The sequence below is a fragment of the Cupriavidus pinatubonensis genome, assembly GCF_019602855.1.
Taxonomy (GTDB): Bacteria; Pseudomonadota; Gammaproteobacteria; order Burkholderiales; family Burkholderiaceae; genus Cupriavidus; species Cupriavidus pinatubonensis.
In genome coordinates, this window is the sequence record NZ_CP080766.1 from 1,380,083 (window position 1) to 1,403,193 (window position 23,111).

General features: G+C 63.6%; 25 protein-coding genes. 13 read left to right on the forward strand and 12 right to left on the reverse strand.

The genetic code is table 11. From position 1 onward, the window contains the following. Positions 1–39: 39 nt before the first annotated feature. Entirely contained in the window at positions 40–1,209 is a 1,170-nt protein-coding gene (locus K2O51_RS06300; RefSeq protein WP_220630665.1) for a GGDEF domain-containing protein, read from the reverse strand. 215 nt (positions 1,210–1,424) lie between these two features. Here K2O51_RS06300 and K2O51_RS06305 point away from each other — a divergent pair, with 215 nt between their 5' ends. Continuing rightward, on the forward strand, positions 1,425–1,895 hold the full coding sequence (locus tag K2O51_RS06305; RefSeq protein WP_220629956.1) for a carboxymuconolactone decarboxylase family protein: 471 nt from the start codon (positions 1,425–1,427) through the stop codon (positions 1,893–1,895). After that, entirely contained in the window at positions 1,895–2,752 is an 858-nt protein-coding gene (locus K2O51_RS06310) for a sigma-70 family RNA polymerase sigma factor (RefSeq protein WP_220629957.1), read from the forward strand. The genes K2O51_RS06305 and K2O51_RS06310 overlap by 1 nt, the downstream gene beginning before the upstream one ends. A 38-nt stretch (positions 2,753–2,790) precedes the next feature. Here the strand turns inward: K2O51_RS06310 and K2O51_RS06315 are convergent, their stop codons facing one another. The 6 genes from K2O51_RS06315 to K2O51_RS06340 all read right to left on the reverse strand — a co-directional run bounded on the left by K2O51_RS06315 (position 2,791) and on the right by K2O51_RS06340 (position 9,347). Further along, the gene (locus K2O51_RS06315; RefSeq protein WP_245001776.1) at positions 2,791–3,822 is read right to left on the reverse strand and encodes a DUF1254 domain-containing protein; all 1,032 of its coding nucleotides are present in this window, start codon (positions 3,820–3,822) and stop codon (positions 2,791–2,793) included. A gap of 61 nt (positions 3,823–3,883) precedes the next feature. After that, positions 3,884–5,224, reverse strand: a complete 1,341-nt coding sequence (locus K2O51_RS06320; RefSeq protein ID WP_245001777.1) for a DUF1214 domain-containing protein — start codon at positions 5,222–5,224, stop codon at positions 3,884–3,886. A gap of 11 nt (positions 5,225–5,235) precedes the next feature. After that, positions 5,236–5,997: an SDR family NAD(P)-dependent oxidoreductase gene (locus K2O51_RS06325; protein WP_220629960.1), complete on the reverse strand. Its 762-nt coding sequence runs from the start codon at positions 5,995–5,997 to the stop codon at positions 5,236–5,238. An 18-nt stretch (positions 5,998–6,015) separates the two neighbouring features. Then, the gene (locus tag K2O51_RS06330; RefSeq protein ID WP_011301571.1) at positions 6,016–6,771 is read right to left on the reverse strand and encodes an SDR family NAD(P)-dependent oxidoreductase; all 756 of its coding nucleotides are present in this window, start codon (positions 6,769–6,771) and stop codon (positions 6,016–6,018) included. An 11-nt stretch (positions 6,772–6,782) separates the two neighbouring features. Then, positions 6,783–7,718, reverse strand: coding sequence for an alpha/beta hydrolase (locus tag K2O51_RS06335; RefSeq protein WP_220629961.1), 936 nt, complete (start codon positions 7,716–7,718; stop codon positions 6,783–6,785). Between the two features lie 36 nt (positions 7,719–7,754). Beyond that, complete coding sequence (locus K2O51_RS06340) at positions 7,755–9,347, reverse strand: flavin-containing monooxygenase (RefSeq protein ID WP_220629962.1); 1,593 nt, start codon at positions 9,345–9,347, stop codon at positions 7,755–7,757. Between the two features lie 47 nt (positions 9,348–9,394). Between K2O51_RS06340 and K2O51_RS06345 the strand changes: the two genes are divergently transcribed. After that, positions 9,395–10,576 (forward strand): LysR family transcriptional regulator, encoded by a 1,182-nt coding sequence (locus tag K2O51_RS06345; protein WP_220629963.1) that lies wholly within the window; start codon positions 9,395–9,397, stop codon positions 10,574–10,576. A gap of 82 nt (positions 10,577–10,658) precedes the next feature. Beyond that, complete coding sequence (locus tag K2O51_RS06350) at positions 10,659–11,402, forward strand: hypothetical protein (RefSeq protein ID WP_245001778.1); 744 nt, start codon at positions 10,659–10,661, stop codon at positions 11,400–11,402. Between the two features lie 64 nt (positions 11,403–11,466). Here the strand turns inward: K2O51_RS06350 and K2O51_RS06355 are convergent, their stop codons facing one another. Both K2O51_RS06355 and K2O51_RS06360 read right to left on the reverse strand, forming a co-directional pair. Then, complete coding sequence (locus K2O51_RS06355) at positions 11,467–12,015, reverse strand: DUF2939 domain-containing protein (protein WP_220629964.1); 549 nt, start codon at positions 12,013–12,015, stop codon at positions 11,467–11,469. Positions 12,016–12,111: 96 nt separating this feature from the next. Continuing rightward, positions 12,112–12,462: a hypothetical protein gene (locus K2O51_RS06360; RefSeq protein ID WP_011301565.1), complete on the reverse strand. Its 351-nt coding sequence runs from the start codon at positions 12,460–12,462 to the stop codon at positions 12,112–12,114. 246 nt (positions 12,463–12,708) lie between these two features. Here K2O51_RS06360 and K2O51_RS06365 point away from each other — a divergent pair, with 246 nt between their 5' ends. The 3 genes from K2O51_RS06365 (at position 12,709) to K2O51_RS06375 (ending at position 14,157) form a co-directional block, all read left to right on the forward strand. After that, positions 12,709–13,116: a PPC domain-containing DNA-binding protein gene (locus K2O51_RS06365; protein ID WP_011301564.1), complete on the forward strand. Its 408-nt coding sequence runs from the start codon at positions 12,709–12,711 to the stop codon at positions 13,114–13,116. Between the two features lie 162 nt (positions 13,117–13,278). Further along, positions 13,279–13,659, forward strand: a complete 381-nt coding sequence (locus tag K2O51_RS06370; protein ID WP_041680330.1) for a hypothetical protein — start codon at positions 13,279–13,281, stop codon at positions 13,657–13,659. Positions 13,660–13,851: 192 nt separating this feature from the next. After that, positions 13,852–14,157: a hypothetical protein gene (locus K2O51_RS06375; protein ID WP_084791980.1), complete on the forward strand. Its 306-nt coding sequence runs from the start codon at positions 13,852–13,854 to the stop codon at positions 14,155–14,157. 190 nt (positions 14,158–14,347) lie between these two features. Here the strand turns inward: K2O51_RS06375 and K2O51_RS06380 are convergent, their stop codons facing one another. Next, positions 14,348–14,542 (reverse strand): hypothetical protein, encoded by a 195-nt coding sequence (locus tag K2O51_RS06380; RefSeq protein WP_041680329.1) that lies wholly within the window; start codon positions 14,540–14,542, stop codon positions 14,348–14,350. Positions 14,543–14,970: 428 nt separating this feature from the next. Further along, positions 14,971–15,222, reverse strand: a complete 252-nt coding sequence (locus K2O51_RS06385) for a hypothetical protein (RefSeq protein ID WP_011301561.1) — start codon at positions 15,220–15,222, stop codon at positions 14,971–14,973. Between the two features lie 487 nt (positions 15,223–15,709). Between K2O51_RS06385 and K2O51_RS06390 the strand changes: the two genes are divergently transcribed. The 3 genes from K2O51_RS06390 (at position 15,710) to K2O51_RS06400 (ending at position 19,224) form a co-directional block, all read left to right on the forward strand. Next, positions 15,710–17,275: an MASE1 domain-containing protein gene (locus K2O51_RS06390; RefSeq protein WP_245001779.1), complete on the forward strand. Its 1,566-nt coding sequence runs from the start codon at positions 15,710–15,712 to the stop codon at positions 17,273–17,275. Between the two features lie 34 nt (positions 17,276–17,309). Next, on the forward strand, positions 17,310–17,927 hold the full coding sequence (locus K2O51_RS06395; protein WP_245001780.1) for a response regulator: 618 nt from the start codon (positions 17,310–17,312) through the stop codon (positions 17,925–17,927). Between the two features lie 262 nt (positions 17,928–18,189). Beyond that, on the forward strand, positions 18,190–19,224 hold the full coding sequence (locus K2O51_RS06400) for an AI-2E family transporter (RefSeq protein ID WP_011301558.1): 1,035 nt from the start codon (positions 18,190–18,192) through the stop codon (positions 19,222–19,224). Between the two features lie 39 nt (positions 19,225–19,263). Here K2O51_RS06400 and K2O51_RS06405 read toward each other — a convergent pair whose 3' ends face one another. Then, entirely contained in the window at positions 19,264–20,007 is a 744-nt protein-coding gene (locus tag K2O51_RS06405; protein ID WP_220629967.1) for a FadR/GntR family transcriptional regulator, read from the reverse strand. A 132-nt stretch (positions 20,008–20,139) separates the two neighbouring features. Between K2O51_RS06405 and K2O51_RS06410 the strand changes: the two genes are divergently transcribed. Genes K2O51_RS06410 through K2O51_RS06420 form a run of 3 tightly spaced genes read left to right on the forward strand, consistent with a single transcriptional unit; the run spans position 20,140 to position 23,065 of the window. Next, a complete protein-coding gene (locus tag K2O51_RS06410) occupies positions 20,140–20,919 on the forward strand; it encodes a (Fe-S)-binding protein (protein WP_011301556.1) in 780 nt (259 codons plus the stop codon). Then, on the forward strand, positions 20,916–21,623 hold the full coding sequence (locus K2O51_RS06415; protein WP_140951763.1) for a LutC/YkgG family protein: 708 nt from the start codon (positions 20,916–20,918) through the stop codon (positions 21,621–21,623). The genes K2O51_RS06410 and K2O51_RS06415 overlap by 4 nt, the downstream gene beginning before the upstream one ends. Beyond that, positions 21,620–23,065, forward strand: coding sequence for a LutB/LldF family L-lactate oxidation iron-sulfur protein (locus tag K2O51_RS06420; RefSeq protein WP_140951765.1), 1,446 nt, complete (start codon positions 21,620–21,622; stop codon positions 23,063–23,065). Before K2O51_RS06415 ends, K2O51_RS06420 begins: the two co-directional genes overlap by 4 nt. Positions 23,066–23,111: the final 46 nt, after the last annotated feature.

Consider the following 23,111-nt stretch of genomic DNA (forward strand, 5'->3'; position numbering starts at 1 on the left):
GGCGCGCCGCTGTCGGCAGTCATCATCGCGCTGCGTCCTTCAGGAAAAGGGATGGAGCTTCGGCTGCGCCAGCTCAAGTCGATTGCCGCCCAGCGACTTCGCGCGATACAGCGCCTGATCCGCCGCAGCCAATCCTTCCACCAGCGCGGGCACCTCGTCCTCGAAATGCGCCAGCCCAATGCTGACCGTCGCCGGCACGCCAAGACTGTCGGTACGGCTCGAAGTCGTCTCGGCAAAAAGCCTGGCGACGCTCTCGCCCAGTGACTGGGCGCGCGCTGCGTCATGGCCAGACAGCACCGCGGCAAACTCTTCGCCGCCGATACGGGCGAGAATCGCGTCGGCGCCGACTACGCTGCGGGCAGTCTCGGCGAATGACTTCAGCACCTTGTCGCCGGTCTGGTGGCCGTACAGGTCGTTGATGGCCTTGAAATGGTCGAGATCGAACGCGAGCACGGAAACCGGGCCGCTTGCGCCACCGTCGAGGATGCGGCTGCCCTGTTCGAAGAACCACCGCCGATTGCCGAGACGGGTCAGGTAGTCGGTCTGCGATTCGAGCAGGAGCTGGCTGTGGGTTTCCTCGCGAATCAGCCTGATCAGGGCCATCGGCAGCAGCACCGAGTACAGCACGCCCTCGTAGAGCGTGACATTGCTCGCGATCGCGCTGACGGAAGGCCCGTACGCCCCCACAAGCCAGGGCAACACGAACGACCGGCCCGTGTAAAGCACGGCGTGCACGCCGGTCACCGCCACGACAACATACCGCGCATGCAGCGACTTCATCGCCTCACAGCGCAGCATTTCCCACGCCGTCGCGGCGCTCACGACCGCCAGCGGGAATGCGCTGATGTAGCTCCAGATGATGTCCTTCCAACGCGCACCCGCAACGATCCACACGAGTGCCATGGCCACCAGCAAGCCGGATGAGGCGGCACGGTAGCGCCGCCCGCGCAACGAGGCGACGCCACCGAGGACAAGCAGGTAGCCGCTGAGCATGACGAGATTGGCGACGGCTAAACCGAGCACCTCGGGCAAACTGCGGCGAACCAGCACCACCGCGCACCCTGCGGCGAGCGTCGTGAACCCCGTTGCAAGGATCCGCAATGACCTGCTGCGCCCGGGATTGGCCCTGCGCTCCCAGAACATCATTCCGGCGCTAGCGAGGAGTGTTCCGATTGCCAGAAAGTAAAGGGTGAGAAGATCGACGTGCATCCCAAATGTAAAGACATTGCGCCGCCGGTACATGGGCGGCGGCAGGGAGATTCTACGTGGGAAATATGGCAGGCCTCGCGGGCGGGGCATCTTGGGCGACAGCCCCCGTCGGAGCGGGTTCTGCGGAATCTCCAAAAAAATCTCCCGCCGATGTCACATGCAGGGGGCCCTGACTCGTCATGTCGTCGTAACCCTGACCAAACGGAGATACCACCATGACCGCCAGTTTCGACCCGTTCACCGCCGCCCCCGCCCAGATGAAATCCTGGATGGGCACGTCACTCGCCGTAGCGGGCAGCCTTGAACCGAGCCTCGTGTCGCTCGTTGAAGTCCGCGCTTCCCAGATAAACGGGTGCGCGAACTGCATTAACATGCACACTGTCGACGCCCGCGCGAAAGGCGAGACCGAGCAGCGTCTCTATCTGCTGTCCGCGTGGCGCGAAGCACCGTGCTATACCGAGCGCGAACGCGCAGCACTTGGCTGGACCGATGCGCTGACGCGGCTGTCGGAAGGCCATGCGCTCGACCGCGCCCGCGCCGCACTCGACGAACATTTCTCGAAGGAGGAGCAGGTGAAGCTCACGCTCATGATCAACGTCATCAACGGGTGGAACCGCCTTGCGGTCGGCTTCGGCATGTGGGTCGACCCGGCAGCGGCCAAATCGGCAGCCAAGGCAGTCGCCTGATGACCGACGCCAATCTCGCCGACGCCGCGGCAAGTTTCGAGCCGCTGCGGCGCACGCTGATCCGGGTCGGGTACCGCATGCTCGGCTCGGTCGCCGATGCCGAGGATATCGTGCAGGACGCGTTCATCCGCTGGGTGAACGCCGAGCGCACCGAGGTGCGCGTGCCCGAAGCGTTCCTGCGCCGCATGGTCATGCGGATGTGCCTGGACCAGCTGAAGTCCGCGCGCCACCAGCGCGAAACCTACATCGGCCCGTGGCTGCCCGACCCTGTCGTCGAGGAAGACGAGCAGGAGGACGTCACGCTGCCACTGATGCTCGCGCTCGAACGCCTGTCGCCGCTCGAACGTGCGGCGTTCCTGCTGCATGACGTATTCGGTTTGGAGTTCGACGAGATCGCGGCGACGATCCAGCGCGAGCCGGCCGCGTGCCGGCAGTTAGCAGCGCGCGCGCGTACCCATGTGCGCGAATCACGTCCGCGCTTCCAGGTCGAAAAGCAGCGCGGCATCGAACTGGCAAAGGCGTTCTTCGACGCGTCGCGCAGCGGCGACATGAGCGCGCTAGGCGCCATGCTGGCCGCTGATGTGAGCCTGCATGCCGACGGCGGCGGCAAGCGGTCGGCAGTCGGACAGCCGGTGTTCGGCTTCGACGATGTGATGAAGCTGCATGAAACCCTGTCGGCGTACTTCCTCAAGAACGGCTCCACGTTCGTGCGCGCGGGATTTATCAACGGGCTGCCCGGCATCGTCACGCTCGAGGCCGATGGCGAACTCCAGACGACCGCGCTCGACATCGAGGACGGCAAGATCACGGCCATCTATGTCATGCGCAATCCGGACAAGCTGCGGCATCTGCATTAGCGTGTGCTAACTGGTGGTGTGCGCACGCTGCCGCCAGTTCAGAACGCGGCTTGTGCCTGCGGAAACTTCCAGCGGCCGTCGAGGATCTCCGCATGCGGCAAGTAGAAGCGCACCATGTAGTTCCATCCCGGCATCGTGGGCAAACAGTTCGGAGTATCCGGTGCGCAATTGCCGAAGCGGATCGACACCGCGCCGTCTGGCCCTGCCTTCGCCGTCAGGTTGTTGATGGTGTACGCCTGCTGCGCATTGGGCTCGAAGTACCCTGCCGCGTTGTAAACGCTGATTGACCAGAACCCGTCCACCGGTACGCGGGGGACGTCCAGGCGATAACCGGTCTTGCCGTCGTTGCGCGCGGGATTGACGATCAGGTAGAACGCGTCGCGTTCCGGTATGCCGCCCCAGGCAATCGCGCTGCCCACCAGATGGCGCACGGGATCCACCTTGCCGGGCGCGCCGAACATGCCGCGAGAATCGGGTACGGTGGCGCCGAGCGTCACCAGCGCATGTCGAAGGGCATCCTGGCTGGCCATGTTCCACGCGGGGATCTCGAAGCGGCCAGGGCCACCGGGCTGGCTGACGGCAATGGCGTCCTGCATCGCGTGCGCAAGCCGTACATCGTCGGCGCTGCGGGGATCCACCATCGTGCGCACACCAACCAGCGCATAGCGCGTGCCGACGTTTTCCTTCGTCAGCACGTAGCGCCCGGCACCGTAGTGCACTGCCGCAACGTAGTGATCTTCGTTGAACACCGACATGGACATGTAGCGGTGCCCTGCATCGGGCATCGACACCGTGACAGGTCCGGCATCCAGATCGAATACCGCGCTGGAGTAAAGCGTGTCACGATTCCCGCGCACCACGGTCTGCGCCTCGACCGGCATCACGGTTCGCGCGTGCATGAAGCGGCCGAGGGCACCGCGCTTCACCACGCGATCGAAGTAGCGGTCCGATTCGGCACGCGCGAAGTTGTCGACCGTGACCGCCACTGGCGCCGCGGACTGTGCGTGGGCCGTCAATGCGGCCGCACCGATCAGCGTGGAAGCGACCACGCCGCGGAATCGTTGCTTCATCTTTTCTCCTTTCGGACGGTTTATCCGATGCGCCGCAAGCGCCCTTCTTCCTCTGCCCTGGCTAGTCAATCCGGACAAGCGCCGGTGGATAGGCATTGCCGTTCGCGACCTCGGCATCCGGGCCGTAGTACCGGAACGTCAGGTTGTAGCGGCTCCCGGCGGGAGTCGGCAGCCAGTTCGATCGCGGCGTACCTGACGGCAGCGTGGGGGCGTAGACGATCGTCAGCGAACCGTCCGCGTTGTACTTCAGCGCCGACTCCTTGTTGAGCAGGAAGCGGCTGATCGGATTCGGAATGACCTTGAAGTCCTGCGCATCGACCGCTATGACCGACCAGAAGTACCGTGCATGCTTTGACGGCAGCGCTGCGGCCGGGAACGTCTGGGAATACGCCTGCCCGCCATCGAGCCCGCGGTTGCCGAAGTAGGTCACCTCGGCACTGTTGTTCGCCCAGATGCCGACCAGGTTCACGGCCGTCCGTGTCTTGTAGTCGTCGCCGTAGTTGCCGACAATCGACGGCCGCACCCAGCCGTTGCGGATGGTGCCGAAGTCTCGGATTTGAGCCTGGAGCGCCTGCCAGGCCTGCTCGCGGACCGTGCGTTCGACGCGTGCCCGTCCCTCAGCACCAGATCTTGCCAGGGCGGCAACGGAGGCAACCTGCGCGCGGATCGGCGCCATGCCCGGATTGATATCGGGCTCGCCGCGCAGGATTGCGTCGGTCCAGTCGAATACCTCGGCACCGGGCAGGCTCTTGTTAGTGAAGACCGGCACCTCGGTCGGCGGATCGGTCTTCGGCTGTCCCAGTGGCGTCAGCGTGAACTGCCGCTGAAGGCGCGCAGCAGCGGCTGGGTCCGCGCCCAGCTCGATACGCGCCAGCACGCGGAACGTCTTTCCCGGCAGGTCGATACGCTGCAGGCCCGCCGGCACGCTGACGGCAGCGCCCTTGAGACAAAAGGCATAGCTGCCGTCGGGATGCGTGGGATACGTGCGCTCGTTGATATTGACGGCGGTCTCGCCCCAGCCATTGAGCATCTGCCACGTGTAATAGCGCCCGCTTACCTTCGGCATATCGAGCCGCACGCACGTCTTTTCGTCAACCGCCACCCATGCTTCCGAATACGCGACGTCCAGGTTCGGATTCGCCCACGTCACGCCACCCGGCTCGCGGTAAACAAGGTGATTCCACTGAAATCCCTCGCGCTCGAAGTCGAGCCGCTGCTGGCGCAGGACCAGCACGCGGCCCAGCAGGTAAAGGTAGGCGTCGCTGATCTGCTGATCCGTCAGCGCGGCGGCCTGTTGGACGGACGGCTCGCCTGCATTGCCCTGCGGCACGGAGGACGCCGTACAGGCCCCAAGCACGATCAGTGCCGCACTCGAAATTGCCGTCGTACGCAAGGTCTTCATCGATAGGCTTCTCATTGCGCGCAATACCCTCCATCGACCATCAGGCTCGTACCGACGATGAACGATGCATCGTCGCTCGCGAGAAACAGCACGGCCTTCGCGACCTCACCGGCGTGACCCAGGCGGCCAATCGGATGCGCCGCCACCAGGCGCGCACGGGCTTCCTCAGTGGCACGTTCGATCAGCGGTGTTGCCACGAAACCCGGACATACCGCGTTGACGCGTATGCCGTCCTGTGCATGCGAGACGCCGAGAGAGCGCGTGAGGTTGACCACGCCGCCCTTTGCCGCGTTGTAGGACGCCGCGCCCGGCATCCCGACATGCCCGAGTATCGATGCCATGTTGACGATCGCGCCGCCGGTGCCCTGCTTCTTCATCTGCACAATGGCAAGCTTGTTGCTCAGGAAGACGCCGGTCAGGTTGACGTCGATCATCTGCTGCCATTGCTCGACACTGACATCCTCGACTGGTGCAGACGGATGCGCAATGCCGGCATTGGCGACCATGATGTCGAGCCGCCCGAAGCGGCTCACGGTGTCATCGATGAGCCTGCGCGTGTCGTCCTCGCGCGACACATCGACTTCGCTGTAGTGCGCGGCCAAGCCGCTTTCGCTCAGTTCACGCGCGAGCTTCTCGCCGAGTGCCGAGCGGTCGGCAATGACGACGCTGGCACCTTGGGAAGCGAACAGCCGAACCGTTGCCTCGCCAATACCGCTGGCACCGCCCGTTACGATGGCGACCTTGTCCTTGAGCTTCATGTCGATGTACTCCATTCAGTCTGTGGTTGCCGACTAGGCCGCCGTGAATCCGCCGTCCAGCACCAACTCCGCGCCGTTCATGTAGGACGACTCGTCCGAAGCGAGGAACAGAGCGAGGCCGCCGACTTCATCGGCCGTGCCCAGTCGGCCCATCGGCGACATGACCTGGCCCAGATCCTGCTTGCTGCGTCCCGCCGTGCCCGAAGCGTAGTCGGCCATGGCCGTATCGATAAGGCCGGGATGGATCGAATTGACCCTCACGCCCTTCGCCGCATACTCCAGTGCTGCGCCCTTCGTCATGGCACGCACGGCACCCTTGCTGGCGCTGTACATCGTGGACCGCGGCGAGCCGACCAGGCCGGCGACCGAAGACACGTTGATGACCGAGCCCTTCCCGGCGCGCGCCATCAGCGGCATCACGTGCTTCATGCCAAGGAACACGCCCGTGACGTTGATCGCCATGAGGCGGTTCCACTCGTCCAGCGTCGTTTCGGCAAGCGGCTTGAGCACGAAGATGCCCGCATTGTTGAAAAGAACGTCGACCGTGCCGAATGCCTCGACCGCAGCGTCGACAACTCGCGTCCACTGCGTTTCGCAGCCCACGTCGTGCGCCAGTGCCATGGCACGCCCGCCGGCTGCGTTGATCGTGTCGGCGACTTCCTGCGCGCCGTCGCGGTTGATGTCGGTCACCACAATGCTCGCGCCTTCGCGCGCGAAACCAAGCGCGGTAGCGCGGCCGATACCGCCCGCAGCACCGGTGAGAATCGCAACCTTGCCTTGCAGTCGCATGTCAGTACCTCTTATCGGTTGTCGCTCTGGAACGCCGCCGCGAGTGCGGCTGCCGTGTCGTCGAGTGCCTGCCGGCCCTTGTCGAGTACGCCCGGCATCCAGCAGAAGCCGTGGATGGTGCCGTCGTACCGCTTGCATTCCACCGGCGTGCCGGCCTCTGCAAGCCGGCGCGCGTAGGCCTCGCCCTCGTCGCGCAGCGGATCGAACTCCGCCGTGACCACGAAGGCCGGCGGCAGGCCGCGATGATGATCGGCGCGCAATGGCGAGGCGTAGGGATGCGTGCGGTCGGCATCGCCCACGTAGTGGTTCCAGAACCAGACCATGCTGTCGCGCGTGAGCAGGTAGCCCTCGGCGTTCTCGCGGTACGACGGCGTGTCGAGCGTGCCGTCGGTCACCGGGTAGAGCAGCACCTGGAAGCACGGCTGCGGCGCGGCGCGGTCGCGCGCCATCAACGCGACGACTGCAGCGAGGTTGCCACCGGCGCTGTCGCCACCCACGGCGATACGTGTGGCGTCGACCTGCAGCGCGCGCGCATTGCTCACCAGCCACTGGAACGCGGCGTAGGCGTCCTCAGTGGCGGCGGGAAACCGGTGTTCGGGTGCCAGCCGGTAGTCGACCGACACGACCACGCAAGACGCGCGGGTAGCGAGGCGACGGCATGGCACATCTACCGTGTCGAGGTCACCGACGACCCAGCCACCACCGTGGCAATACACCAGCGCCGGAAACGGGCCTTCACCGTCGGGGGTATAGATGCGGACGCGGATATCGCCGGCGGGGCCGGGAATCGTGACTTCCTCGATCTGAGCGACGGCGTCCGGCACGCCGGCCAGTGGCCGGAAATCGAACGACTGCCGCGCCTGCTCCGGCGTGCAGGTATGCAATGGCGGCCGTCCTGCCGACGCAATCATGTCAAGGATGTAGCGGGCCTGCTCGTCGAGCGCCATGGTCTCTTGTCTCCGTCGTAGTTGTTGTGGCCCGGTTCAGGCCTGCAGGAAGCCGTCGTACCCGTTCGCCGCCACGCGATCGCACAGCTCGCGATAGACGCTGATGCCGGCCAGGTAGATCGGGAAGCTCATCTTCTTGCCTTCGACGTTCGAGCCGTTGTACCAGGACTCGCCCTTTGGGAAGAGTGTGGCATCGGCGACTTCATGGCAGTGCCGGCTCCATGCCTCTTCGGCCTGCGGCTTCGCTTCGATGACAGCGGTACCGTTCTGCTCCATCTGGCGAATGCAGGCATCGATCCACTCGACGTGCTGCTCGATCGACCACACCATGTTGGACAGCACCGACGGGCTTTCCGGGCCGGTGATCATGAACATGTTCGGGAAGCCGGCGGTCGCCAGGCCCAGATAGGTCCGGATGCGCTCGCCTTCCGCCCACTTCTCGCGCAGCGTCATGCCGTCCTTGCCGCGGATGTCGATCCGGAACAGTGCGCCCGTCATGGCGTCGTAGCCGGTGGCGAAGACGATGACGTCGAGCGGATACTCGGCGTCGGCGGTACGCAGGCCCGTCGGCGTGAATTCGACGATGGGCGCGGCCTTCACGTCGACCAGCGTCACGTTGTCGCGGTTGTAGGTTTCGAAGTAGCCGGTATCCATGACCGGGCGCTTCACGCCGTACAGATAGGTCGGCGTGAGCTTTGCGGCGATTTCCGGATCCTTCACGACCGTGCGGATCTTGTCGCGGATGAATTCGCACACGGTCTCGTTGGCGCTCGCGTCGGTGACGAGATCCTTGTACAGGCCATGCATCCAGCCGCCTTCGGTCCAGGCCGCCTCATAGCGCTGCTGGCGCTGGGCTTCGGTATCCTCGAACGTCGATCGATCCGGGCGCGGCCGCGTCGTCGTGCCGCCCCAGGACTTCAGGACCTGCTGCCTGAGCGCGGGATAGTTCGCTTTGACCTGCGACACGTATTCGCTGTCATGGGGCCGGTTGGCCGCTGGCGTGCTGTATTGCGCGGTACGCTGAAACACGAACAGTTGCGTGGCCTGCGCGGCGATTTGCGGGATGGCCTGAATGCCGCTCGATCCGGTGCCGATCACGCCGACCCGCTTGCCGGCGAAGCTGACCGGCTCATGCGGCCACGTTCCCGTGTGGTACTGCTCGCCACGGAAGCTGTCCAGGCCCTTGAAGCGCGGTGTGCTCGATGTGGACAGGCAACCCACGCCCGAGATGAAATACTTGGCCGTGGCCACGCGGCCATCGTCAGTCTGCACCCGCCACTTGCCGGCGCTGGCGTCGAAGTGTGCCGAGACGACGCGCGTGCTGAACTCGATATCGCGGCGCAGATCGAAACGGTCCGCCACGTGGTTCAGGTAGGCAAGGATCTCGGGCTGTTCGGCATACCGGCTCGTCCAGGTCCACTCGGCGAGCAACTCCTTCGAGAACGTAAAGTTGTAGTAGATGCTCTCGACATCGCACCTGGCGCCCGGATAGCGGTTCCAGTACCAGACGCCGCCGACGTTGTCACCGGCCTCGTAGACCCGTGCCGACAGGCCTGCTTCACGCAGGCGATGCAGCATATACAGGCCGGAGAATCCGGCTCCCACCACAATGGCGTCGTAGTTGTCCATCTTGTTGTCTCCTTCTTTCTGCGCGACTGGCTCCCAGTGCGGGGACCATGCGTGTCGTTTGGTTTTTTATGCTCGCATCCTCGCGTCGGCACTGTCCAATTCAACTTTTTCCGCCGTATTCCTCAAAGTCATACCTCGCCGGAACGGGCGGCGGCGCGCCGGCCCTGCCCCGCACGGATCCGGTTGACAGGGCTGTTCACCGCGTCCGTGGCAAAATCACAATCATTGAAATCCGGCCGGCATGGGAGAGGTTGCAAATGGATGCTCGTCTGAAGCAGGCCGTCGCCGTTGGCAGGTTCGGCTCCTTCTCGAAGGCAGCGGAAGCGGTCAATGTGACCCAGTCGGCCGTCACCAAGAGCGTCGCCGAGCTGGAGCGGCGCCTCGGCTTTCCGATCTTCATCCGGACCTCGCGCGGCGTGGTGCCGACCAGCGAAGGGCGCGCGTTCCTGGAGCGCGCCTCACGGCTGATTGCGGATACCGATGAACTGCTGAGCGGGGCGCTGCGCACCGACCCGTTCAGCGGGAGCCTGCGCATCGGGATCTTTCCGACGACGTTCGAGTGGATGTTGGCAAAGCCGCTCGAGGTACTGGTGCAGCGTCATCCGCGGCTGCTGCTCGACATTACGTCAGGAACGAAAGAACGCGGCGTGCAACTTCTTGACCAGGGCGACGTCGATGTTGCCATCGGACTCGAGTCGGCGTTCGGGGACAAGGCCCGCTTCAAGCTCGAATACATCGCTACGATCTCGGCATCGATATTCGTGCGGCGCGGCCATCCGCTGCTGGAGCTGGAAGCGCCGGTGGCGTCCGATATCGCCCGGTACGACATGGTGCTGCCGGGCCAGCTCTGGGATCTGTCGCTGTACCCCATTCTCAGCCAGATCTACGGTCAGGCCGAGGCAGTCCGGTTCCACAGGATCGAAAACTTCTCACTGCAATGCAAAGTCATCGAAAACACGGATGCGATGGGCTTTGTCGACCAGGCCATCACGAGGACAGATTACTTCCAGTCGCGCTTTGCGGTTCTGCAGGGCCTTGAAACCGCCACCGCGGCCGGCATTGTCTGTGCCGTTCGCGAACAATGGACGCCCAAAGCCGGTGTCGGGGCACTGGTCGACATCTTGCAGCGTGTGCATGCGGAGGGAATGCTGAACAGCGACATCCAGAACCGGCTGTTCGGACATGAATGCGCGGCGCTGGCGGCCGAAGCGGTGCCGCACCGGGGTTGATCCCGAGTTCTTTTTCCGACAAGCGGTGCAGATTGCATTAAAGTGGCACCCTTTCCGCGATGCGACTCCCGACCGCCAGCCGATGTTCACGTGGCTCCAAACGCTGGTACGCCAGTCCTGCCGCAGGACGCTGTCGCCCACCGATATGTCGAACGCCTTTACTCGCCGCCATCCACGCCTGCTGCGCGCGCTGGCCACCGTTTTACTTAGCCTGACAGCAGCCTGCACCACGCGACCCTTCCAGCCGTCCCCGCCGGCATACAAGCTTTGGGCCAAGGCAGGCGTCAGCGAGCAAGGCGTACGCAGTGCCATGCTCGATTGCGGCTTTGTCGATTCGGCCTATGTCGACGGTACCGTGATGACGAACAATGATTACGCTCGTGCGCAGTTGTGCATGGTCGACAAGGGCTTCCTTTATCAGGACCGCCGGATCCTCTGCGCCGACATGCCGGAGTTGCCGGCCTGCGCCAATGTGCCGCGAGGCAAGACGTTCGGCTCCGACCCTGACATCGACCCTGCACGGCTCCATCGCCGCCCGCCGCGCGCGCCCGCGTACACCTACTGGCGCCGTCCTGGCACCGATACCGAAGGCGTCAAGCACGCCATGCTGGCATGCGGCTACACCACGGTGATCGAGCCCATCCACACCATGCTGCTCAACGACATTGCCGCGGCCCAGCTATGCATGATCGACCAGCAGTTCAGGTATGCGCGCCCTGCCAACGCGCTGTTGTGCAAGAATCCGCCGGGGTTGCCCGCCTGCCGGAATCGCAAGATCGATGCGCAGCAGTGCTGTGCGCCGCCGACGCCGGCGCCGGCCCGCTGATGAGGTAAGGCCTGCGCGCTTTCAGGGCCTCGCTGGCTTGCGCCGCGATGGAGGATTCGACCTGCTATGGCTTCGCCAGATCGGGAATCTTGATGCCGGCCCACTTCCACGACCAGAGCCCGTCGCGCCGCAGATCGGCAATGATCTGGTCGCCGCTGTCCTTCGTGGCCGTGGCCTGAACCAGCGTCCAGCTTCGATACGACACGTCGTACTTCAAGGCGTCCTTTGCTGCTTGCTTGCGGGGCGCTTCCGGTGCGGGCGCCGGCGATTGCGGTGCCGGGCTCCCGGTTGCCGGCTTCTCGCCGGCCATCAGCGCCATGACACCGGCCGGCGACACCATGGTATCCACGATCGTGTTCACCATGGCGAGGCCGATCATCTGCCCGAGTCCGGCAAACGGGTTGTCCTTCAACGCCGGCGATTGCATCTGGCCCTTGAGCGAAGACTGGAGCTGGCCCTTCAGGTTTTCGCGCAGCGCGGGATAGTCAGCGTATCGCGAGAACTTCTCCGCGTCATGCGTTTCGATGGCGGAGCGCATCTGGTAGATGGTCCAATAGGGGCTCGCGTAGCTTGTGGCTGCACCAATCGCGATCACGGCGATCGCTGCGGCCATCCATTTCCTGTTCAATATCTCCTCCGGCAGTGCGCATGGGCACGTTGTCCATGCGCGGATCAAGTCTTGAAGACGACTCGAAATTGTAGCCGTGCATCACTGGCACTGGCTGATCGCACCCGCGGCACCACTGTCAGCCCCACGGAACCCCAGCCATGAGCCGGCTCCCGTGGGCGACTTGCGCACGACGGCAGCGGAGCCGCTTGGCGGCTGTTGCCCCGGAACATAAACATCGAAGGCCTGGTCATTGGCCAGCATGTATTGCATCCACACTTGCTGCTGGGTACTTTGCGCCCACTTCTGGCCGATACACTGGGCGGCGTCCTTGGGCGCCAGCTTGCTTTCGCCGATGGCGCGCGTGTCTTGCGTTGGGGGTGGGGTGTAGGGAGATGTGACGCAGCCGGCGAGCGCGGCAGTGGTGATAGCGACGATGAACGGATATTTCATGTTATTGGCTCCATATCGAATCGCGAAAGCACCGACGATGCCGCATGAGTCGATTCGTCACCTTCCGGTGCCGCTTACGTGACCTAAGATGGGTGAGGCGACCCGGTCCGTACAAGCTCCAGTCTAGGCGCCAGACGCCGGATGCGGCAAAGGCGCCAGACAGCACTCGGCGCTGCCCGCAACAGGAGCGCGGCCTGCACTTTTCCGTCATGTTCCGGTCATCGAACCTTCCACCTGGAAACCACAATGCGAGCACATCCGTTGCGCCTCTGTCCCGGCGATGATCTGCGTGGCGCACTGGAAGACATGGTGCGCCAGCGCCAAGTATCGGCGGCATTCGTGATGCAGGGTATCGGCAGTCTCAGCGTCGCCCGGTTGCGATTCGCCGGAAACGAGAGTCCCGCCGAACTGCGCGACGATCTGGAAATACTGACGCTCGCGGGGACACTGTCGGCGGATGGCGCGCACCTTCACATGTCGGTCGCCGATTCACGCGGTCGGGTGTTCGGTGGCCACGTGGCACATGGTTGCCTGGTCCGCACGACCGCCGAGATACTGCTGGCGATTCTTCCTGAACATCGTTTCTCGCGCGAGTACGACGCTCGCTCCGGCTTTGCGGAACTCGCAATACGAAAGGAACTGCCACTGGAGTAAGGGGCGGCTGAGGCGTACGAGAAATGCAGGGGACGACAAAGATTGAACTGAGCCGTCAGGATGATGGTCGGCGGCTAAACGTTATATCCTTGATAAACGGGGCCGACAGGCGTCATGGCCCTTGTTTCTCCGTCACGGCACGGAAAGTGTGGCATTGACAACATGTGGCCCAGACACGCACCGATCGTGCTTTGCATCATGTTGGCCGCCTGCGCATCGACCGGCGTCGACGTCAGACCCGAGCAGATGTCTAACTTCCTGCCCGGTTTCTCCACCATCGACGATGTCACCACACAGCTCGGGACACCAACCTCCCAGGTCACGATGAAGAGCGGATCCACCGTCCTGATCTATTCATTCGCGACTTCCAGGCCGCACCCTGAAAGCTTCATCCCGTTCATTGGTCCGCTCTTTGCCGGTGGCGAAGTCCGGTCGTCGACCGTGCTGTTCGAGTTTGACGAGAACGGCGTCCTCAGCAGCCTGCGCAGAACGACGTCGAGCGGTGCGTCTGGCTGGAGTGTGTTGCCTGCGGAGGCGATGTAGCCGCGTACGCGTGCGGCAGAAGTCATGCGCTCGAACGGGTGAGTGGGCAAAGTGAGCGCCGCGCACCAGCAGCACCACTGGCTACTTCCGATGTGGGACAAGAACGGACAAGCCTTTCAGCCTGCGCAGCAGCCACCGCGCATGTTCGCCGCAGTAGATTGAAGGTATCTGGTACGACTTTCAAAGAGGTAAATCATGTCCCTACGCTACGCAACTTGCCTCGCCGTTGGCCTGCTCGCCACAGCGGCCTCGACAGCCACGCTGGCGCGTGACTATGTCGAAGGTGGCCCTGTCTACGTCCAGCCCGCCCCGCAGCCCGCACCCGTGGTCGTGGCCGAGCCGCGCGTAGTCGTCGGCTGGCATGGCGACCGCTATTGGGATGGTCGCCGCTGGTGGGCCCGCGACGAGTGGAATCGTCATCATCACCACCATAATCATCATTACGATAATCAGCACTACGATCACCACGACGAGCACCACGACGAGCACCACGGTTAAGGCGTTCGATGAAGGCGCGAGGCTAATGCAACTTCCGGCATCGAATGTCGCGCGCCCCGCGCCCACCCGGAACACGGCCGCCCCCGAAAAGGGGCGGCGTCATTTGCTTGCGGCCGATGACTGCGCGCTTGCCGAGGCGGAGTTCAGTCCATCGTTGCAGTTACTGGGGCATGTCTGACGCCGTCGCGCCTCAGCATTGGCCTTTCTTGGCCTTGCCTGGCGGACAGAACGATTCATTACCGTACTGGTCGACGCGGCAGTTCCCTTTCTTTGCCTGCCCTGGCGGACAGCCAGGGCCGCCGCCGTGCTCTTCGTAAGGCGGCGCCACCACGCAGCCGCTTAACAGTAGCGAGCAGCCGGCCAGGATCATCAGAATCGCTCTCATGAGGTCTCCTTCCATTGTCGATGCTCGCGATTATGAAGCAAGGACACGTGGCCGACCAGCGATAATCTCACGGCCCCTGGTGACTACGCCAAAGCATGCCTTGCCTGGCTATCCTGTTGCCGGCATCCGGCAACGTTTTGGCAGGATATTTATTTAATATATATTCTGGCTCCAGCCATGCATTCGCGTAAATCCGAGCGCGCCGGAATGTGAGTTTTTAATATAACTGAGGTCGCTCGATTGATCAGTGAGGATCTGTCGAATTCGGCATCATTTCGTGTGCAATGGTGGACCCGGCTCTTCGCCCGGCGTCCAAAATAAACGACCCCGAGGCGCTGCTCGGGGTCGTTGCTGGTTTTAAGCCTTGATGGCCTCGTCTGTAGGACCCTTGCACAGGGCGCTCCAGAATTGCCATCGTGGCGGCTGATTCAAGCGCCGTCGGTGAAAGTATCCCGCTTGTCCACCACACGCGATCCGTCGGTGAAGACGTCTCGCCTGTCCACGACTCTCGTTCCATCCACGTAGACATCAAATTTCTTGCTTCCGTCGCCATATGGGTCCCGTGGCCCCATGACAGTGCTGCCGTCCGTGTAGATGTCTCGTGGCCCGGTACCGGCCTGCGCCACCCCGGCGCCAAGCGCCGCGCTCGTTCCAATGAGCAGCAAGAGTGCTTTCAACATCGCTTCACCCCCTATTTCCTTCGGTTGAGAATTCCGGGCCGAATGAGTTTCGTTCCGGTTTGACGAAGCCGCTTTCTGTTTTCTGGATTGAAATGTATGTCGCCCCAGGTAGTGGGTGAATCAGGCGCGCGTCCGAAAAGTAGCTAGTGGATTTCCCTATTCGAACTGTGACGCAAAAGCATTAAAGCAATCCAGTCGCTCGGACCACGCAGCGCAACTGCATGCGCGTTGAATGTCCGGCAGCACATTTTCGAACATGTTCGGAATATAAGCGCATAAGTGCCATAAAAATTTTGGACTTTGACACTTCCAGTAGTATTGTCATTTTGGCTAGCAAAAAAAGTGACGTGCCAAAGCCTGTCCCAAGAATTCGGGGTGAAAAATGGTCAGCTTTCCGCACAAGTCGAGGCTCAGCATCCTCGTGCAGACCGGAGCTGTCGGACTGACGTATTTCGCCGGTGCAAAGCTGGGGCTCACGTACGCCGTCGTGGGCGGCGCAGTGTCGCTGGTGTGGCCTTCCAGCGGAATCGCACTCGCGGCGCTGCTCACAATGGGCTACGTTGTCGCGCCGGGCATTGCCATCGGTTCCGTGCTGGCCAATGTGTCGGTGGGCGTACCTCTGCATATCGCGGTGGTGATCGGTCTTGGCGCAACGGCTGCGGCTTTGGCAGCCACATGGTTGTTGACGCGCGCGGCCCGGTTCCATATCGCCTTGGACCGCATCAGGGATGTGCTGGCTTTCCTGATCGTGGCTGCGATATTCAGCACGGCAGTAAGCGCCCTGGTCGGTGCGACCGTACTGAGAGGCGGTGGGCTGCTGGCAGGCAGCCAGTACGGACGCGCGATGCTCGAATGGTGGCTCGGTGACATGATGGGAGTGCTGGTAGTGGCGCCGCCATTGCTCACCCTGTTCACGTATCGCAGCGCTCTCGGCTCCGCACCGCAAGCCGTGGAAGCATGCGCACTGGCGGTGGCAACCCTTTCGGCAAGTTATCTGATTTTCGGCGCGCCCCAGCTTGCCGGGCATGGCTACTATCCTGCGGCCCTGGCGATTTTTCCCTTTGTCGTCTGGGCAGCGCTGCGCTTCGATCATCCGGGCGCCAGCCTCTCGACCCTGATGGTCTCGATCATGGCCATCTGGGGTACCACTCAGGGTACCGGGCCGTTTGCTTCCGACCATCCTGTGGACAGCCTCGTGAGATGGTGTGCTTTCGCCAATGTCGTCGCAATCACCGGCTTGCTGCTTGCGGCTGCGCGTGCGCAGGAAAGGCGCATCCACGGGATCCTGCTGGCATCCCAGGCCGAACTGGAGCGCCGCGTGCAAGAGCGAACCCAGGATCTGCAGCAGGCGAATACCGAGCTGAAGCAAGAGATGGCGAGGCGTCGCCAACTGGAAGCGGAACTGATCCGGATCGGCGATCGTCAGCAGAGGCTTATCGGCCGGGAACTCCATGATGGCCTTGGGCAACACCTTACCAGCCTGGGCTTCTATTGCGCCTCGCTGAGTCAGGAACTGCAGAAGCATCGCCACCCGGCTGCCGCTGACGCGGCAACGATCGTCGAGCTGGTCAGGCAGGCGTCCCTGATGGCTCGCAAGATCGCCCATGGCCTGGATCCGATCGCCCTGGAATCTGGCGGTCTTTCCGCCGCCCTGGAAACCCTGGCGCAGACTACCGGCACGCTGAACGGCATAGACTGCCGGCTTCGCATCGGGTCAGAGGTGGGACAGATGGATTCGCCAGTGCAGATCAACCTTTACCGGGCCGCACAGGAAGCCGTCAATAACGCGCTGAAATACAGTCATGGCCAGCACATCTGGATCGATCTGGAGTTCGAAGCCGGCGTGCAGAGGCTTTCCATCAGCGACGACGGCGTGGGGATGGATCCGGCACAGATGGGGCATACGTCGGGACTCGGATTTTACAACCTGCGTCACCGTGCGAGCCTGCTCGGTGGTGCATGCGCGGTGACCCGCAACGCCACGGGCGGAACCACGGTTATCATCAGCTATCCAGTCGCGCAAGGTCCCGGCCATGCCAGGGAAATCATGTAGCAGCAGCCCGGGCCGCCCGGCCAGGGTCCTGATCGTGGATGACCACCCCATCGTCCGCGAGGGCCTGGCCCACCTGCTGAATATGCACGAGGAACTTCAGGTTTGTTGTACGGCCAGCAGTGCTGAAGAAGCGTTGCAGGAGATGGTCTGCGAGCCTGACATGGCAATCGTGGATCTCAGCCTGCATAAGGACTCAGGCCTGGATCTTGTCAGAACACTTCGGCAACACCACCCGGGACTCGCGATCCTTGTCCTCAGCATGCATGACGAATCCTTGTTTGCCGAACGCGCACTGCGTGCCGGAGCAAACGGATATCTGATGAAGCTCGAGGCCACGGAACATATCATGAGCGCCATCCAGGAGGTACTCGCAGGGAATATCTATCTGAGCGCTGCCATGCATGGCAGACTCGCCCGGGCCCTGACGGCTTCCAGGAACGTCACGGCCGGTTCGGTGGCGAGCCTCTCCGAACGGGAATTCGAGGTCCTCCACCTGATCGGACTCGGTTTTGGCACCCGCGAGATCGCGAGGAAACTGAACCGGAGTATCAAGACCGTCGAGGCGCACCAGGCGAACATCAAAGAGAAGCTGGACATTCATAGCGGAAAGGCGTTGATCCGTTTCGCTATTCAGTGGATCGAGAACCAGTAGGCGGTCAGCCCGATGGCCGCTGTCACAATGGCCTCTTGCCGGGCGGGCTTCCGGCGCGAAGTTCCCGAACTTGCCGAGGACGTGGCAGCCTTTGCCGACGACTGGGCGGGCAATGCGATCACAAATGCCTGTTCGCACGTTTCGAAGTGCTTGCCTGGCCGCACCTCAACCCCGAAAATCGACCTCCAGCACGCTCGCAGCCTTTGGCGCATTCATCCTGCCCACAAAGCTGCCGAGGCACTCATCCACGCCGGAGCCCCAGATGCCCCATCAACCCCCGCCACCCACCCCCCGCCTGCTCCCGGCAGCCTGGTTCACCGTGGTCGGCGCCTCCTACCTTCTCACTGTTCTCGCGCTGTGGACGGTGCTCCAGGCCAATCTCGTCGCCGCCTTTTTGTCCGGCCTGCTGCTGTATTCGCTCGTAGACGTCCTGGCCCCGCGCCTGAAGGGCCTGAACCATCGGCACGATGCCGTCGCGGTCGCCATCCTCTCCTTCGTGATCCTGCTGGCGCTGTCGCTGGGAATTTGGGCACTGGTCCGATTCGTCAGCGGCGAGGGCACGCTGGACGCCCTGCTCAACCATATCGCCGACATCATCGACCAGTCCCGCGGCCAGTTGCCCGACTGGGTCAGCGGCGCCTTGCCGACCACGGTGGAAGAACTTGCCAACACCCTGATCCACTGGCTTCGTGAACACGCGCAGATGGCGCAGAAGCTGGGCGCCGAGGTTCTGCGCACGCTGCTGCATATCATCATCGGCATGGTCATCGGCGCCATGGTGGCGCTCTACCGCGCCGTGTCCCGCCCCAACCGCCGGCCGCTGGCGACCGCGCTGGTGATGCGCGCGCGCGCACTGCAACAGGCCTTTGCGCAGTTCATCTTCGCGCAGATCCAGATTTCGACCATCAATACGATGCTGACGGCGATCTACCTGCTGGTGGTGATGCCGCTGTTTGGCGTTCACCTGCCGTTGTCGAAGACGCTGGTGGTCATCACTTTCGTGGCCGGGCTGCTGCCGGTACTGGGCAACCTGATCTCCAACGCGGCCATCGTGGTGTCGTCACTGGCGGTGTCGCTGCCGATTGCGGTGGCGTCGCTGTTCTATCTCGTGGTGATCCACAAGCTCGAGTATTTCCTGAACGCGCGCATCATCGGCGCGCGCATCCAGGCGGCAGCCTGGGAGTTGCTGATCGTGATGCTGCTGATGGAAACGCTATACGGCATTCCGGGCGTGATTGCGGGGCCGATCTTCTATGCGTATCTCAAGCGAGAGTTGTCTACTGCCGGGCTGGTTTGATCCAAGACGGAGCCGCGTGACCCCTGCCATGGCCGCGCGCTAGTCCACGCTCCTGTCCGCCCCGCCCCCGTTCTCCACCCACGTCCGCACGAAATCGATATGCGTCTGCATCGCCGTGCGCGCTTCTTCCGGGCGGCGCGCGCAGATAGCGTCGCACACGGTACGGTGCTGCAGCAGCAAGAGCGCCGACGTGGCCTCGCCCTCTTCGCGCAGGCCGGTGCCGCTGATGGTGATGTGTTCGCGCAGCATGCTGATGACGCTGGTATGCAGGTGCAGGAACATGGTGTTGTGCGAGGCCTGCGCGATGGCGTCGTGCAGGCGCGTGTCGGCCTCTGCCTCGGCCTGTTTGTCGTCAACCATGCGCGCACGTTCAAGTTCAGCCATCAGGCCGCGGATGCGCTTGCGGTCTTCATCGTCGCCACGCAGTGCGGCGAAGTAGGCCGTGGCGCCTTCCAGCACGCGGCGGAATTCGAGGATGTCGTCACGCAGCGCCGGATGGTCGGCCACGAGCTGGCCCCATGGCGAGGCGATGCCTGATCTCAACTGGTCGGTCACGTAGACCCCGGCGCCGCGCCGGCTTTGCAGCAACCCGCGTGCGGCCAGACGCTGAATGGCTTCGCGCACGGTATTGCGGGCCACGTCGTATTGCTCTGCCAAATCGCGCTCGGCCGGCAAGCGCGCGCCCGCGGGCCAGGTGCCATCCAGCAAGGCGGTTTCGATTTGCCGCATTACCGCTTCGACGCGTCCCCTGCCCCGTCCGTGCGATGGCGTCTGCGTTGCCATTCCTCTCCCCTTGCCGATCCCCGTCATGCCAATGTGATGTCCGCTTGAATTGGTCCAACCAATTTGTACTGTAGCGCGGAAGCGGGAATTATGCGCCCGAACGTGCGATTCCAGCGCGATGCGGAGCGAGACATGAAGGACAGGCAATACCCCACCACTGCCCCGACGCAGGTCTACCTGTTTGCGACCTGCCTGGTCGACCTGTTCGTGCCCCAGGCCGGGTTCGACGCCGTGCGGCTGCTCGAGCGCGAAGGCCTGACCGTGCACTTTCCGCGCGCGCAAAGCTGCTGCGGACAACCGGCGTACAGCAGCGGCAATCCGGAGCAGGCACGCGACGTTGCGCGCGCGCAGCTCGACCTGTTCAGCGAACCGTGGCCGGTCATCGTTCCGTCCGGCTCCTGCGCCGGCATGATGCGGCACCACTGGCCGCAGCTGTTTGCCGATGACCCTGTCTCCGGCCCCAAGGCGCGCGAACTGGCAGAACGCATCTACGAACTGGGCGAGTTTCTGCTGAACGTGCTCAGACTGGACTTCAGCGAGGCACTGTCGGGCCGTCAGGCTGACGAGCGCATCGTGCTGCATACCTCGTGCGGGGCGCGTCGAGAAATGGGTACGCGCCAGCATGGCGTGGCGCTGGTCGACGCGCTGCCCGGCGTGACACGCGTGGAACATGAACGCGAATCCGAGTGCTGCGGCTTTGGCGGCACGTTCTCGCTCAAGCACCCAGACATCTCCGGCGCGATGGTGCGCGACAAGGTCGCCTCGGCCTGCGCCACGGGCTGCGATCGCCTGGTTTCCGCCGATTGCGGCTGTCTGCTCAATATCGGCCACACCGCCGCGCATGACGGCGCGCCGCTGCAGGTCGAACACCTTGCCAGTTTCCTGTGGCGCCGTACGGGAGGTGCAGCATGAACGCCCTCACTGCACGCGAACGCATGCTGGGCCGGCTGCGTGCTGCCGCGCCGGCCACGGTGGCTACGACCACGGCGGAAATCGATAACCGCATCGACGCGCACTACGCTGGCCGGCAATCCACCGCACCCACACTGGACGAACGTGTTGCATCGATGCAGGCCGCGCTCGAAGCCTCGCACGCCGAGGTTTGGCGCACCACCACCTCGGCATGGCCTGCCCTGCTCGCGGACAAGCTCGCACAGGCCGGCGTACGGCGGCTGTTGCTGGCCCCCTCGCAAGCCGCAGGTGCAGCACTGAAGCAAGCGTTGCCGCAGCACATCGAAGCCATCGGCTTCGACCGCCCTATCGAGCAATGGAAGGCGGAACTGTTCGACACCGTCGATGCCGGCTTCACCGTCGCGCGCTCCGGCATTGCAGCCACAGGCACGCTGATCCTGGCGCCGGATACGTCCTCGCCGCGCACGGTGTCGCTGGTGCCGCCGCTGCATGTGGCGCTGGTCTACGCATCCACGCTGCATCCGGACCTGCATTCAGCAGCGCACACCGAGCGCTGGCGCGACGGCATGCCAACCAATCTCGTGATGGTCTCGGGCCCGTCGAAGACCTCCGATATCCAGCAAACCCTGGCTTACGGCGCGCACGGTCCGCGCCAGCTTTGGGTCGTGATCGTCGATGACAGCCACGCAGGGAGCCCGGCATGAGCGAGACCACGCTGCACTTCGTCCCGACACAGGACTTCAAGGCGCGCGCCCGCGAGGCGCTCGACGATCCCAAGCTGCGCCAGAGCTTCCGCGGCGCGATGGATTTTCTGCAGGGCAAGCGCCGGTCGCAGTTTCCGGATACCGATGAGCTGGAGCATCTGCGCGATATTGGCGAGGCGATCCGCCAGCACGCGCTGGCCAATTTGCCCGACCTCCTGGTGCAGCTCGAAAGCAACTTGACCGCTGCCGGCGTGCAGGTGCACTGGGCCGAGACCGCCGAGGAGGCCAACGCGATCATCCATCGCATCGCCGAATCGAAGCAGGCGAAGCGAGTGATCAAGGGCAAGTCGATGGCCAGCGAGGAAATCGAGCTGAACCATTACCTCGCCGAGCGCGGCGTGGATTGCATCGAGTCGGACATGGGCGAGTACATCGTCCAGCTTGCCGGCGAGAAGCCCTCGCACATCGTCATGCCGGCGATCCACAAGACCAAGGGCGACATCGCCACGCTGTTCGAGCAGCATATCCCCGACACGCCCTATACCGAGGACGTCGACGCGCTGATCCAGACCGGCCGCCGCGCGTTGCGCCAGGCGTTCGTCGAGGCCGATATCGGGCTGTCCGGCGTGAACTTCGCCGCGGCGGACACGGGCACGCTGTGGCTCGTGGAGAACGAGGGCAACGGACGGCTGTCGACGACGGTGCCGGACGTGCATATCGCCATCATGGGGATGGAGAAGGTGGTGGCGCGGCTGGAGCATATCGTGCCGCTGTCGAGCCTTCTGACGCGCTCGGCCACGGGGCAGCCCATCACGACCTACTTCAACCTGATCTCGGGCCCGCGCCGTGAGGGCGAGCGCGATGGGCCGCGCGAGGTGCATCTGGTGCTGCTCGACAACGGGCGCACGCAGGCCTATGCCGATGCGCAGTTGCGCGCGACGCTGCAGTGCATCCGTTGCGGAGCCTGCATGAACCATTGCCCGGTTTATACCCGGATCGGCGGCCACGCTTATGGCACGACGTATCCGGGGCCCATCGGCAAGATCATCTCGCCGCATCTGCTGGGGCTGGAGGCGACGGCCGATCTCGCTACGGCGTCGAGTCTGTGCGGTGCGTGCGGGGAAGTGTGCCCCGTGCGCATTCCGATTCCGCAATTGCTGGTGCGTCTGCGTACCGAAGCCAACCGCAATCCCGACGAGCAGGTCGAGCATCCGCTGCGTGGCCAGGGGGCCAAGTACAGCCGTGGCGAGCATCTGATCTGGCGCTTCTGGAGCGGCGCGTTCTCGCATCCGAAGGCTTATCGCATGTTCCGCTGGGCGGCTACGCGGATGCGTGCGCTGACGCCGGCGAAGCAGATGGGATGGACGCAGCACCGGACGCCACTGACGCCGGCGAAGCGGAGCTTGTCGGATTTGCTCAAGGATAAAGGCCAGCCGGAGTAGGAGTCCGCCTGGTTCCCCCGTCTCCCGCTCGCGGGAGAAAAAAAGA